Raw genomic sequence first — 13057 nt, forward strand, 5'->3', positions numbered from 1 at the left:
CTCAGGTCTGGCGGCTCTTGGCCATGGGCGGATTATCGGCGAAATAGCGGCGGATGCCATTCGTGATCGCATTGGCCAGCTGGTCCTGGTAGGCGTCGTCGTTCAGGCGCGCTTCTTCCTGCGGGTTCGAGATAAAGGCGGTCTCGACCAGGATGGACGGGATGTCCGGTGCCTTCAGCACGGCAAAGCCGGCCTGCTCGACCGAGGCCTTGTGCAGGCGGTTGATGCCGCCGATTTCCTTCAGCACGGCCTTGCCCAGCTTGAGGCTGTCGTTGATCTGGGCCGTGGTCGACAGGTCGAACAGCACGCTGGCCAGGTGCTTGTCGCCCGTGCCAGTCAGGTTGGCGCCGCCGATCAGGTCGGCCTTGTTCTGGTCGTTCGCCAGCCAGCGCGCCGCGCTCGAACTCGCGCCTTTCTCCGACAGCACGAACACCGACGAGCCGCGCGCGGTCGGCGAGATCCAGGCGTCGGCGTGGATCGACACGAACAGGTCGGCCTGCACCTTGCGCGCCTTTTGCACGCGGGTACCCAGCGGCACGAAGAAGTCGCCGTCGCGAGTCAGCATCACGCGCGTGTTCGGCATCTGCTCCAGCTTGGCCTTGAGGCGCTTGGCCACCGCCAGCACGATGTCTTTTTCGCGGCTGCCCTTGGCGCCGATCGCGCCCGGGTCTTCGCCGCCATGGCCCGGATCGAGGGCGATGGTGATCATGCGCGCCACTTTCTGGGCAGGCAGGGGGGCCGCTGCCTTGGCCGGCGGCGGTTGCACCGCCAGGGCCGGGGCCGTGCCCTTCAGTCCCGACATCTCGGCTTCCAGCTTGGCGATCGCATCCGGGCCGGCATTCGGCTGGGTGCGCGGGACGGCCGGCGGCGGCACGGGAATCTGCACCGGCGGCGTGCCGGTGACGGGATTGGGCGAGGCCGGCGCGCCGGCCACCGGCGTACTGGCGACGGGATCGCCCAGGGCCGGCTGGTCGGCCGCCAGGGTCGTGGTCGGGCCCGGACTCCAGTCGCCCTGTTCGATCAGGGCGGCGATCGGGTCGACCGGGGCGGCCGGGTACAGGTCGAACACCAGGCGGTGCTGGTAGCCGGCTACGGGGGCCAGCGTAAACACCTGCGGCTTGATCTCGGCCTTGAGGTCGAACACCAGGCGCACTACGTTCGGCCGGTTCTGGCCGACCCGCACCTGCTTGATGTAGGGATCGTTTGCCTCGATCTTGGCCACCAGGCTCTTGAGCGTGGGGCTCAGGGCCAGGCCGTCGATATCGACCACCAGGCGCGGCGGATCGGGGATCAGGAAGTGTTCGGCCTTGAGGTCGGTGTCGTTTTCCAGCGTCACCCGGGTATAGTCGGGGGCGGGCCAGACACGGACGGCCAGGATTTCATTGGCGCTGGCGTGCAGCGGGATGACGGACAGCAGCAGGGTGCCGCCCGCCTTGAGCAGGACGCGGCGGCGCGAGGACGAAGGCGTCACGCTGGCGGCTGGGGCGGCAGAAGGGGGGCGAGACGGTCGAGGCATAGCAGGCCTAATTCGGACAACGCCTGCAATTCTACATCACGGCCGGGCCCGCTAACGTTGAGCAAGACACGCAAATCGGGCGGTGGCAACACCGGATCGCCTTTTTCAGGCCATTCGACGATACATACGTTACGTCCGTCAAAGTCTTCGCGAAAGCCCGCGTCCAGGAATTCTTCCGGGCTGGACATGCGGTACAGGTCGTAGTGGATGACGTTCAAGGGCTTGTCATCGAGCATTACCCGATAGGGTTCCGACAAGGTGTAGGTCGGGCTTTTGACATTGCCGGCATGGCCGGCCGACTGCAGCAGCGCGCGGGTGAGGGCGGTCTTGCCGGCGCCGAGGTCGCCGTGCAGATAGATCACCAGGCCCGGCTGCAAGGCGCGCGCCAGGGCGGCGCCGAGGGCGGAAGTGGCGGACTCGTCCGGCAGATAGCGCTGCAAGCGCGATTTAAAAGGCAGCATCGAATAAAATAGCGAGTTGTCTTGCGTGATTTCTTGCGGTATGCCCACTTCCCCCGACCCTGCTCCCGACCTGCCCCAGCTTGCGCGCGCCATCAAGGCGTGGGGCAAGGAGCTGGGCTTTGCCGACGTGCGCATCGCCGACGTCGACCTGGGCCACCTGGAGGCCGGCCTGCAAGCCTGGCTGGACGCGGGTTACCACGGCGAGATGGATTATATGGCAAGCCATGGCATGAAGCGTGCCCGTCCCGCCGAACTGGTGCCGGGCACAGTGCGCGCCATCGTGGCGCGCATGGATTACCTGCCCGCCTCCCAGGATGCCGACTGGCGCGCCGTGGAGCGCCTGCGCCAGCAGGATCCGGATGCCGCCGTGGTCTCGGTCTATGCCCGGGGACGCGACTACCACAAGGTCTTGCGCAACCGCTTGCAGTCGCTGGCTGGAAAGATCCAGGAAGCGATCGGCCCGTTCGGCTTTCGCGTGTTCACCGATTCGGCGCCGGTGATGGAGTTGCCGCTGGCCGAAAAGGCCGGGCTAGGCTGGCGCGGCAAGCACACGCTGCTGCTGTCGCGCGCGGCCGGCTCGACCTTCTTCATCGGCGAGATCCTGGTCGACCTGCCGCTGCCCGTCGATCCGCCCACCGGCGCGCATTGCGGCCAATGCCAGGCCTGCATCGACCTATGTCCGACCGGGGCGATCCTGGGGCCGGGCAAGCTCGACGCGCGGCGCTGCATCTCCTACCTGACGATCGAGCTGAAAAGCAGTATCCCGGAAGAACTACGTCCCCTGATCGGCAACCGCATCTATGGCTGCGACGATTGCCAGGTGGCCTGTCCGTGGAACAAGTTTGCGCAGCGTGCTTCGGTGCCGGATTTCGACGAACGCAACAGCCTGGCAGAGGGCGACCTGGTCAGTCTGTTCGCCTGGGACGAAGAAGAATTTAATCGCCGCATGGAAGGCAGTCCGATTCGCCGGATCGGCCACGAACGCTGGTTGCGCAACCTGGCAGTGGGATTGGGAAATGCCGCCGAGAAAAAGCGCGGAGATGCGGTCATCGTGGCTGCCCTGCAATCCCGGTGCGATCATCCATCCGAACTGGTGCGAGAGCACGTCGCCTGGGCCCTGGCGCGCCACGCCGCCTGAGCCGACAGGGAATCAGGCGATCAGATCTCGATGCGTTTCAGGCGCAGTGCCGACCAGTCGCCGTCGATCGAGATCATGGCCACGCCGGTGATGCCGTTTTCCTTCGCATAGGCATTGATCGAATCGCGGTTGATGTCGGTGGCCTTGGAGGCGGTCTGCTTGAGGTAGGCGATCCACAGCGAACCCTTCTCGCCCAGCTTGCGCTTGGCGACGTCGAAATAATGCTCGAGATCCTTGCGGTGCATGCAGAACATCAGGATCACGTCGAAGGGACCGTCGCCCTCCTTGACGATCTCGGCCGGCATCTGGGCCGCCACGTTCGGATTCACCTGGCCATTGAGCACCAACATCGATTTTGCCGTTCGTAAAAACATCTTGTCTGCAACTGTCTTTTCGTTCATTGGAGTTTCCTAAAAGAGAGTGGCATCGCGGCGCCCGGGGCCGCGGCGCGTTCAAGACTATTTTACAAGGCTTCCATTGAGAAGCTGGAACGCTTGACGCGCGACAAGGTCGGCAAAAAGGGAGAGGCCGTGCGAACGCGCGGCCGGTATTTACTTCAATAGCCCGGCCAGCTCGACGGCTGTCTTGACCTGCATCTTGTCGAAGATATGGGCCCGATGCACCTCGACCGTGCGCATGCTGATGCCCAGTTTATCGGCCACCACCTTGTTCATCATGCCGGCCAAAATCAGGTCGAGCACTTCGCGTTCGCGCGCCGACAGGGTGGCCAGGCGCGCCTGTACGCCGGCCGAGGCGGCGGCCTTGCGCGAGGCGGCGAGGGCTTCTTCGACCCGGTCCATCAGCTGGTTGTCGTTGAACGGTTTCTCGAAGAAATCGAAAGCGCCGCGCTTGAGCGAGTCGACCGCCATCGGTACGTCGCCGTGGCCGGTGAGAAAGATCACGGGCAGGCGCGGCAGCAGGCCGCGCTTGAACAGGTCATCGAACACGGCGATGCCGTTCATGCCGGGCATGCGCACGTCGAGCAGGAGGCAGTCGCCGCTGACGTCGAGGTCTTGCAGGGCGTCGAGGAATTCCTGGCCGCCCGCGTAACCGCGCGCGGGCAGGCCGCGCGATTGCGCCAGCCAGGCGAGCGAGTCGCGAATGACTTCTTCGTCGTCGACGATGTGCAGCATGCAGGTCTCCGTAGTGGCGGGATGGGTTTCCCGCCTTGTTGCTTTTCTAATAAAGATGGCGCATCCAGCCAACACCGGCGCGCCGCAGATCGGATTTTAGCCCAGCGCCCGGCTTGCCGCTTGGGCCGGCAACGAAAAAGTGAACACGGTGCCGCCGGCCGGATGCGGCGCATGGTTCAAGGTGCCGCCATGGAACTCGATCGCGGTGCGGCAGATCGACAAGCCCATCCCCATGCCCTCGGCCCGGGTCGAGTAGAACGGCGAGAACAGCCGCTCGGCGACTTCAGGGGCGATGCCGTGGCCGCGGTCGATCACCGAAACCGCCACCTGCTCATCCGCGTGCACGGCCTCGATGCGCAGCACGCGCTGGTCCGGCGTCGTGTCCTGCATGGCCTGGATCGCATTGCGGGTGAGGTTGAGCAGCACTTGCTCCAGCATCACGCGGTCGGCCAGCACCGTTGGCAAGCCGGGCGGCAATTGCACGCGCAGCGCCACGCCGGCCTGGCGCGCCTGCAGCTCGATCAACGCATGCACGTTGGAAATGACGCTGCGGATCGTTACCTCCTGGCGCAGCGGTTCGCGCTTCTTGACGAACTCGTGCACGCTGCGGATGATCTGGCCGGCGCGCTGGGCTTGCTGGCGCGCCTGTTCCAGCGCATGGCGCAGCATGCCCGGCTTGAGGTCGTCGCCGGTACCTGCGGCCCGCTCGAGCATGTTCAGGGCGCCCACCGTGTAGCTGGAAATCGCCGCCAGCGGCTGGTTCAGCTCGTGCGCCAGCATCGACGACAGCTCGCCCATGGTGGCCAGGCGTGCGCTGGCCTGCAGCTTTTCTTCCTGCTGGCGGTTGAGCTCTTCCACCCGCTTGCGGTCGGTGATGTCGAGCACCGAGCTCATCCACCCGGTATGGCGGCCGTCGACGTCCACCAGCGGCGCCTCGAACACCAGCACCGGCACCCGGGCGCCGTCCGGACGCTGGAACACGGTCTCGAATTGCGGCGTGACCTTGCCCGACAAAATGCCTTGGAAGCGTTCCTCGTATTCCGCGGTCGCTTCCGGCGCCCAGTAGGCCATCGGCGGCTTCTTGCCGATCAATTCCTCCGGCGGGTGGCCGACGATCTGGCAGAAGGCGCGGTTGACGTAGGTGACGCGGCCCTCCAGGTCGCGTGCGCGCAGGCCCGTGAGCAGCGAGTTTTCCATCGCCGTGCGAAACGCCATCTGCTGGCGCAGCGCGCTTTCGGCCGCCAGCGTGCGCGAGATGTGGCGCCACAGCGCGGCCAGACTGGTCAACAGGCCCAGGGCCAGCACGATCACCGAGCCCACCAGCAGGTTCGGCAGCAGCTGCGGTGCGCGCTTGACGCTGTTGGTCGACAGCACCAGCTGGGCGCCCGGCAGGTCGAGCTCGCGCTGGTGGGTGTAGACGCCGCGTCCCGGCCCGCCGGCGGCGCGCCGCGCCACCGCCTGTTCGTCGCGGTCGAGCAGGGCCAGCGCGTTATCCTGGGCAAACCACCAGGGCACGGTTTCGTCGAGCAGCACCTGCAGGCTGTAGGTCGCGACCAGGCTGCCCGTGAACTGGCCGTTGCGGAACAGCGGCAGGTAGAAATCGATCAGGCCATGGGTCGATGGCGTGGCGCCATACGGTTCGCTGTAGCGGCCGCGCCGGATCGAGCGCGCCATTTCTCCGGCCAGCGTCGTGGTCTGGGGCAGGCCAGCGGAGGGCAGGTCGGCGCCATGGCTGTCCAGCACCGCGCCGGCGGCGTCGCTCCACACCACGCGCACCAGTTCCGGGCCGTTGACGAACATCTGGCGGAAACGCGCCTGCAATTTCTCCGGCGGCAGCGGCGCGACCACCAGGTCGGCGCCGAGGGCGCTGAGTGCGTCCTCGCTGCGCGCCAGTTCGAAGCGCAAGGTCTGCTCGACCCACAGCGTGTCCGCAATCAATTGCTCTTGGCGCTCAGTGCTTTCCATCTGGCGCGCCTGCCACGGCAGCCAGATCAGCACGGCCAGGAACAGCAGCACCAGCAGCATCGGCACCAGCCAGCGCCAGAACCGCCAGGCGCGAATGCGCGCGCGCGGTTCCGACATGGGCTGGGCGAACGGAATTTTCATGCATGAGTCCTGTATTGGTTAAACTGTCCAGCTGTTGTGGAAGTCCACGATGGCGGTCGAGCACGGCGCGGCACAGACTTGCGTGCGGCAGTGCATCCGCCAGTGTAAGGGAAGCGCCTCGGTGCTTTCCAAGGTTTTATTAGAAAGAATCAGACCGTCATGCAGATCAAGACCCTGGTCGCCACAGCGCTGTTCGCGCTGGCGGCGGCCGCGAGTGTCGACGCCCTGGCGCAGGGACCGATCGTCATCAAGTTCAGCCACGTGGTGGCGCCCGATACGCCGAAGGGCCGGGCCGCCGAGCGATTCAAGGAGTTGGCCGAGCAAATGACTGGCGGCCAAGTCAGGGTGGAAGTGTATCCCAACAGCCAGCTATACAAGGACCGCGAGGAGCTCGAGGCCCTGCAGCTGGGCGCGGTGCAGATGCTGGCGCCGTCGCTGGCCAAGTTCTCGCCGCTGGGCGTGCGCGAATTCGAGGCCTTCGACTTGCCTTATATCTTCCCGGACAAGGCGGCGTTGTACAAGGTGACCGAAGGAAGGATAGGGCGCGACTTGCTGCGCAAGCTCGAGTCCAAGGGCATCACCGGCCTGGCGTTCTGGGATAACGGTTTCAAGATCATGTCGGCCAACCAACCCTTGACCTCGCTCAAGGATTTCGAGGGATTGCGCATGCGTATTCAGGCGTCCAAGGTATTGGATGCGCAGATGCGTATGTTGGGCGCCCAGCCGATGACGCTGGCTTTTTCGGAGGCCGCACCCGCCCTGCGCGATGGCGTGGTGGAGGGGACCGAGAACACGCCGTCGAATATGTACACCCAGCGCATGCACGAGACGCAAAGCCACCTGACGGTGTCCAACCACGGCTATCTGGGTTACGCGGTGATCGTTAACAAAAAATTCTGGGATGGACTGCCGGCCGCCACCCGCAATACCCTGGCGCGCGCCATGCGCGAAGCCACGGTGTACGAGAAAAAGATCGCCCAGCGCGCCAATGACGACGCCATGGAAGCCATCCGCCAGGCCGGCACCACGGCGATCCACACGCTCACACCAGCCCAGCAGGCCGAATGGCGGCGTGCGATGCAACCCGTGTATGGACAAATGGAGAGCCGTATCGGCAAGGAGACGGTACGTGCCATCTTGCGCGAAGTCGAGCGTTGACGCAGGTCAAGTATCAGGTGGATATCCACTGGCATGCTGACATTCGCCTACAGCATATGGACAATGACGTTTTGTTTATAAGTAAAATAATTTTCTGAATTTGTGGCTGAAAAGATATATTTTCTACAAGCACTTGCGTTATCATGGGGCTCATGCGCACTGGGATGGTGCGCGGCAGTGCCAAGAACAAGCAATAGCAGCGGCATGCAAAGGTTTTTGGGGGAGCATTGATAAAAGCACGGTATTCATACCGGAGACATTCGAGGAGACACCACGTTTGACAGAAGTCGCTGGCATTGACCAAGCGGCCGGAAACGTGACCCGAATTGGAGCGCACCCGAGGGTGCGCTTTTTTTTCGCCTGAACCGTCCAATCGCTGGCCGGGTGCGCGCTGCACGGTTAAGATGCCTGTGCAACACTTTGCTCAGTAGACCCATCATGAAGACCGATCCAGCCAGCCAGATTTTCAATGCCATCGTGCCCGCTCCCTTCGGCGCGCTGGGCATCCGCATCGCCGACGACAAGCTGCGCGAAGTGGTCTACCTGCCACCTTCTTTCGAAGAAAAAGACGCGGACAGCGCCATCGCCCAGCAGAGCGCCGAGCAGCTCGCACGCTACCTGGCCGACCCCGATTTCACCTTCGACCTGCCCTTAACGGCGGTCGGCACCGAGTTCCAGCGCAAGGTGTGGCAAGAAATCAGCGCCATCCCGCGCGGCGCCGTGCGCACCTATGGCCACCTGGCCAAGGTGATCGGCTCGCATCCGCGCGCCGTGGGCCAGGCTTGCGGCGCCAATTGGTTCCCGCTGGTCATTCCCTGCCACCGGGTGACGGCAGCCGGCGGCCTGGGCGGCTTCTCGAACCAGAATGACGAGAACGGTTTCCATCTTTCGGTCAAGCGCTGGCTGCTGCGGCACGAAGGCGCCACCGCCGCTCCATGGCAGCAGCAGTCGATCTGGCCCTGATCGACGAGTTCTGCGACACGCTCTGGCTGGAACAGGGCCTGGCGAAGAACTCGCTCGACGCCTACCGGCGCGACCTGCGCCTGTTCGCCGGCTGGCTGGACGCCAAGCGCCCCGGCCGCGGCCTGCTGGCCGTCGGGCCGGAAGACCTGGCCGCCTATTTCGCCGACCGCCACCCGGAGTCGCGGCCAAGCACGGCCAATCGCCGGCTGTCGGTGTTCAAGCGCTTCTATGGCCTGGCGCTGCGGCGCGGGCAGATCGCCACCGATCCCTGCCTCAAGATGCCGTCGGCGCGCCAGCCGACCCGCTTCGTGCATACCCTGACCGAGGACCAGGTCGAGGCCTTGCTGGCCGCCCCCGATATTTCGACGCCGTTGGGTTTGCGCGAGCGCACGATGCTGGAGTTGATGTATGCCAGCGGCTTGCGGGTGTCGGAACTGGTGGCCCTCAAACTGGTCGAAGTGAGCCTGAACGATGGTGTGCTGCGGGTGACCGGCAAGGGCAGCAAGACGCGCCTGGTGCCGTTCGGCGAAGAGGCGCGGCGCTGGCTCGAACGTTATTTGAAGGATGCGCGCGGCATCATCCTGAACGGCCAGGTCGACGACGCCCTGTTCGTCACGGGCCGTGGCGGCCCGATGACGCGCCAGATGTTCTGGATCCTGGTCAAGAAACATGCGTCGAAGGCCGGCGTCACCGGTCCGCTGTCGCCGCATACGCTGCGCCACGCCTTCGCCACCCATTTGCTGAACCACGGGGCTGACCTGCGCGTGGTGCAGTTACTGCTGGGCCATGCCGATATTTCGACGACCCAGATCTATACCCACGTGGCGCGCGAGCGCCTGAAACGCCTGCACGCACAGCATCATCCACGTGGATAGCGTAAGTCGAGAGTTGCGGAGTAGTCCATAATGGCTGTGCAGATGCAGCATTTCCTTGGAATAAACATGTCGAGGTGACTATGGCACGGAACAATTTTTCGTACGAAAAGCGTCAACGGGAACTCGAAAAGAAGCGCAAGGCCGAAGAAAAAGCCAAGCGCAAGCTGGAAGCGAAGAACGCGCCGGCTGACGGCGCCGAGGCCGCGCAGCCGGATGGCGATGCGGACGGCGCAGAAGAGGATGCCGCGCCGGCCGAAGAGCGCACTCCCGCCGCGGCGCCGTCGAGCCTGGCCTAGACCGGCCCATCAAGAGGATTGCGCGCGTGCTCCGTCGAGATCGATGGAGCCCCTGGCGCATGATGGAACTATAAGCATCTACACCGGTGCGAGCCATCTGAATGCGACAAGCTGTCAGTTGGCCGGTGTGAATGGCGGTATGACGCGATGGAGCGCATGCCATCCGCCGTTTGCGAGCTCGCAAACGGCATGGCCCGCGACGGTATAACAATGTCGGTGTTGTCTACCTGATTATTGTCGTTTCCATAGCGAAAGGCCGTTGCTTTGAACGAACCATCGCCGAAGCCAGCGGCGTCCACGTCCGCGCCTTTATCCGATCCTCCGCTTGCCGGGGAAGGGAAGGCCATTCCCGCGGGCGACTTTCCGGGCCGCGTCGAGGCAGGGCCCGAAGCCCTCGGCTGGCTCCACCATTTCGTCACGGCGCTCGAGCTGGCGCCGGCGGTCGCCGTGCATTCGATGGACCAGGCCGGCACCATCCGCTTCTGGAACCGCGCCAGCGAAGAACTGTACGGCATCCCTTCCAGCGAGGCGGTCGGCAAGCCCTTCCGCGAGCTGGTATTCCACCTCGACCACCAGGCCGAGTTCGAGGACGCGATCGCCGCGATCTGGCGCAGCGGCCACGCGCCGCCGGCGCGCGACTGGCAGGTGCAATCGCGCGCCGGCCGGCGCCACTGGGTCTATTCCTGCCACTACCCGGTCAAGCACGATAGCGTGATGCAAGAAATCTTCTGCATGGAAGTCGATATCACGGCGCGCAAGGAGGCGGAGAGCAACCTGGCGCAGGCGGCCCAGGTATTCCAGAACGCGCGCGACGCCATCATCATGATGGACGCCGACTACCGCGTGCGCGCCGTCAACGGCGCCTTCACCAGCGTCACCGGCCATGCCCCCGAGCACATCCTCGGCCAGTCGCTGGCCAGCCTGGGCTGGGATGCGGCCGACGGCTTCTACGAGCGCATCTGGTCCGAACTCGACGGCCAGGACCATTGGGAAGGCGAACTGGCGAGCGTGCGCAGCAATGGCGAGCGCTATCCGGTGCGGGTGGCATTGACGGCGATCCGCGACGCCCACGGCGACGTGGCCAGCTATATGGCAATGCTGTCCGACATCAGCGAGCGCAAGCGCCTGGAGGAGCAGGTGCGGCACCAAGCCGAGCACGACGCCCTGACCGGCCTGCCCAACCGCATCCTGTTCCTCGACCGCCTGCACCAGGCGCTGGCCACCTGGCGCCGCCAGCGCGACCGCTGCGCGGTGATGTTCCTCGACCTCGATAAATTCAAGCCAATCAACGATAACCACGGCCACCAGGCCGGCGACGCCGTGCTGCGCGAGGTCGCCGCGCGCCTGCGCGCCTGCGTGCGCCGGGTCGACACCATCAGCCGCCTGGGCGGCGACGAATTCGTGGTGCTGCTGGCTGACATCAAGGGCGCCGACCAGGCCGCGCACGTGGCCGGCGCCGTTACCCAGGCGGTGGCGCGCCCCATCGACGTGGGCGGGCAGCAGGTGACGCTGTCGGTCTCGATCGGCATCGCGCTCTGCCCCGACGATGGCGACGATGTCGAGGCCCTGCTGCACCATGCCGACGTCGCGATGTACCACGCCAAGCAAGACGGACGCGACACCTTCCGCTTCTTCGATCCGGCCATGAACGCCCATGTCATCGAGCGGGTCGAGCTCGAGAACCGGCTGCGCCAGGCGATCGAGAGCCAGGAGTTCGTGCTCGAATACCAGCCGAGGTCGAGGTGGCGAGCGGCCGCGTCAGCACGGTCGAGGCCTTGCTGCGCTGGCGCCATCCCGAGCGCGGGCTGCTGCTGCCGCAGCACTTCCTGCCGGTGGCCGAGGAATCCGGCCTGATCGTCCCGATCGGCGAGTGGGTCTTGAAAGAAGCCTGCCGCCAGGCGCGCGCCTGGGGCGATGCGGGGTTTCCGGTCTCGGTCGCGGTCAACCTGTCCGCCGCCCAGCTCGCGCATGCGCGGCTGCTGCCGGCGGTCGATGCCGCCTTGCAGGGCGCCGGCCTGGCGCCGGGAGCGCTCGAGCTCGAGATCGCCGAGGATGCGCTGCTGCGCAGTGAACCGGCTTTCGAGACGGCGCTGGCGTTGCGCGCACGCGGCGTGCAACTGAGCATCGACCGTTTCGGCACCGGCACCTCGAGCCTGGAGGCGCTGCGCCGCTTCCCGCTCACCAAGCTCAAGATCGACCGCAGCTATGTGGGCGACGTCGGGCATGACCCGGTCGATGCGGCCATGGTGCCGGCCATCATCTCCGTAGCGCGCAGCCTGGGTTTGCGGGTGGTGGGGGAGGGCGTGGAGACGGCCGAGCAGCTGGACTTTCTGCGCCAGCATGGCTGCGACGATTACCAGGGTTTTTATGCCGGTGCGGCCATGGCGACACCCGACCTGTCACCGCATCCTGGCTGATGCGGTTGTCGGACCGTTGCCGGTCACGTCAAATCGCGCTGCCCGAACAACCTTATCCTGGCCAGCACCTGCCCATGATCCGAGGCCTCGGGCAAGCCGAGATTAAGGTGGTCGTTCAGGTACACGACGTCCACCACCTCCCCGATCGCCCCCGGCAGCGCCGGATTGAATTCGGGCGACACCAGGATGTGGTCGATGGTCGAATGACGCGTGTCGTGCAGGATCGAGAAGCCGACATGGCGCTGGTGGTCGAGCCGGCGCTGCACCTGGCTGGCGTCGAACAAGCGCTCGCCGACCGGCGTGCCCTCGCCCAGCACGATCTCGGTGGTCACCGAATCGGCCACGTCGTTGAAGTCGCCCAGTACGATGCGCGGCCGGCGGTTGGCGTGGGCCATGTCGGTGAGCAGCACGCGCAGCGCGGTGGCCTCGGTGCCGCGCCGGACCAGCGAGCGCAGGCAGGCCAGCGCATACAGGTGCGGGTCGGCGCCGCTGTCGCTCGAACGGTAGTCGGGCCGGCGCGACTTGAGATGGACCACGATCACGTCGATCACCACCCCCGACGCCGCGATCACGCCCGCATGCAGCGGCGCGCGGGTGAACCGGTCCGGGTCGCGGCTGCCGGATGGCATCGTGACGTTATCCGGGAACATGGGCAGCTGCGATCCGGGCTCGGCCAGCGGCAGGCGCGAGACCAGGGCCACGCTCGGGGTCAGGCGCGGCGCGTTCGGGTCGGGGTCGAAGCCGATGTGGTGGGCGTCGCGATAGCGCCGGCTGCGCCGCAGCACTTCTTTCAGCACGCTCTGCGAAAAGATCTCCTGGAAGCCGATCACGTCGGCATTGATCAGGTCGAGCTGGTGCGCGGTCCAGTCGAGCTTGGCCTCGTATTCCTCGGCCGTGAAGGGCGCGAGGTTGTCATACAGCCGGGCGCCGGGCGGGGCCAGGTTGAAAGCATTGAAGGTGGCAAAGCGAAGTTCTTCCTGCATAATAGAAACCC

The 13057-nt window shown here is 65.5% G+C and carries 13 protein-coding genes; 7 read left to right on the plus strand and 6 right to left on the minus strand.

What is annotated here, in order from left to right:
- Nucleotide 1: 1 nt before the first annotated feature.
- Nucleotides 2-1516, minus strand: coding sequence for an N-acetylmuramoyl-L-alanine amidase (locus FVD38_RS02465; RefSeq protein ID WP_147933376.1), 1515 nt, complete (start codon nt 1514-1516; stop codon nt 2-4).
- Nucleotides 1468-1977 carry a tRNA (adenosine(37)-N6)-threonylcarbamoyltransferase complex ATPase subunit type 1 TsaE gene (tsaE, locus tag FVD38_RS02470; RefSeq protein ID WP_147933377.1) on the minus strand — a complete coding sequence of 170 codons (510 nt, stop codon included), beginning with the start codon at nt 1975-1977 and terminating at the stop codon, nt 1468-1470. Before tsaE ends, FVD38_RS02465 begins: the two co-directional genes overlap by 49 nt.
- A gap of 40 nt (nt 1978-2017) precedes the next feature.
- On the opposite strand from tsaE, the gene queG reads away from it, so the two are divergent.
- Nucleotides 2018-3115 carry a tRNA epoxyqueuosine(34) reductase QueG gene (gene queG, locus FVD38_RS02475; RefSeq protein ID WP_147933378.1) on the plus strand — a complete coding sequence of 366 codons (1098 nt, stop codon included), beginning with the start codon at nt 2018-2020 and terminating at the stop codon, nt 3113-3115.
- A gap of 20 nt (nt 3116-3135) precedes the next feature.
- On the opposite strand, the gene FVD38_RS02480 is transcribed toward queG, so the two are convergent.
- The 3 genes from FVD38_RS02480 to FVD38_RS02490 form a co-directional block, all read right to left on the minus strand.
- Nucleotides 3136-3465 carry a DUF3052 family protein gene (locus tag FVD38_RS02480; protein ID WP_229493352.1) on the minus strand — a complete coding sequence of 110 codons (330 nt, stop codon included), beginning with the start codon at nt 3463-3465 and terminating at the stop codon, nt 3136-3138.
- Nucleotides 3466-3666: 201 nt separating this feature from the next.
- Nucleotides 3667-4248 (minus strand): response regulator transcription factor, encoded by a 582-nt coding sequence (locus FVD38_RS02485; RefSeq protein WP_147933380.1) that lies wholly within the window; start codon nt 4246-4248, stop codon nt 3667-3669.
- A 96-nt stretch (nt 4249-4344) separates the two neighbouring features.
- Nucleotides 4345-6354: a two-component system sensor histidine kinase NtrB gene (locus FVD38_RS02490; protein ID WP_147933381.1), complete on the minus strand. Its 2010-nt coding sequence runs from the start codon at nt 6352-6354 to the stop codon at nt 4345-4347.
- Between the two features lie 159 nt (nt 6355-6513).
- Between FVD38_RS02490 and FVD38_RS02495 the strand changes: the two genes are divergently transcribed.
- From FVD38_RS02495 to FVD38_RS02520, 6 genes are all read left to right on the plus strand, one after another.
- A complete protein-coding gene (locus tag FVD38_RS02495; RefSeq protein ID WP_147933382.1) occupies nt 6514-7512 on the plus strand; it encodes a TRAP transporter substrate-binding protein in 999 nt (332 codons plus the stop codon).
- A 438-nt stretch (nt 7513-7950) separates the two neighbouring features.
- Entirely contained in the window at nt 7951-8475 is a 525-nt protein-coding gene (locus FVD38_RS02500; RefSeq protein WP_147933383.1) for a methylated-DNA--[protein]-cysteine S-methyltransferase, read from the plus strand.
- Complete coding sequence (gene xerD / locus FVD38_RS02505; RefSeq protein ID WP_147933384.1) at nt 8448-9350, plus strand: site-specific tyrosine recombinase XerD; 903 nt, start codon at nt 8448-8450, stop codon at nt 9348-9350. The genes FVD38_RS02500 and xerD overlap by 28 nt, the downstream gene beginning before the upstream one ends.
- 80 nt (nt 9351-9430) lie before the next feature.
- Nucleotides 9431-9646: a hypothetical protein gene (locus FVD38_RS02510; protein WP_147933385.1), complete on the plus strand. Its 216-nt coding sequence runs from the start codon at nt 9431-9433 to the stop codon at nt 9644-9646.
- Between the two features lie 264 nt (nt 9647-9910).
- The gene (locus FVD38_RS02515) at nt 9911-11500 is read left to right on the plus strand and encodes a putative bifunctional diguanylate cyclase/phosphodiesterase (RefSeq protein ID WP_147933386.1); all 1590 of its coding nucleotides are present in this window, start codon (nt 9911-9913) and stop codon (nt 11498-11500) included.
- Nucleotides 11389-12063 (plus strand): EAL domain-containing protein, encoded by a 675-nt coding sequence (locus tag FVD38_RS02520; RefSeq protein WP_147933387.1) that lies wholly within the window; start codon nt 11389-11391, stop codon nt 12061-12063. The genes FVD38_RS02515 and FVD38_RS02520 overlap by 112 nt, the downstream gene beginning before the upstream one ends.
- A 23-nt stretch (nt 12064-12086) precedes the next feature.
- Here the strand turns inward: FVD38_RS02520 and FVD38_RS02525 are convergent, their stop codons facing one another.
- Nucleotides 12087-13046 carry an endonuclease/exonuclease/phosphatase family protein gene (locus FVD38_RS02525; protein ID WP_147933388.1) on the minus strand — a complete coding sequence of 320 codons (960 nt, stop codon included), beginning with the start codon at nt 13044-13046 and terminating at the stop codon, nt 12087-12089.
- Nucleotides 13047-13057 lie beyond the last annotated feature (11 nt).

The organism is Massilia arenae (assembly GCF_008014745.1).
Classification (GTDB): Bacteria; Pseudomonadota; Gammaproteobacteria; order Burkholderiales; family Burkholderiaceae_D; genus Telluria; species Telluria arenae.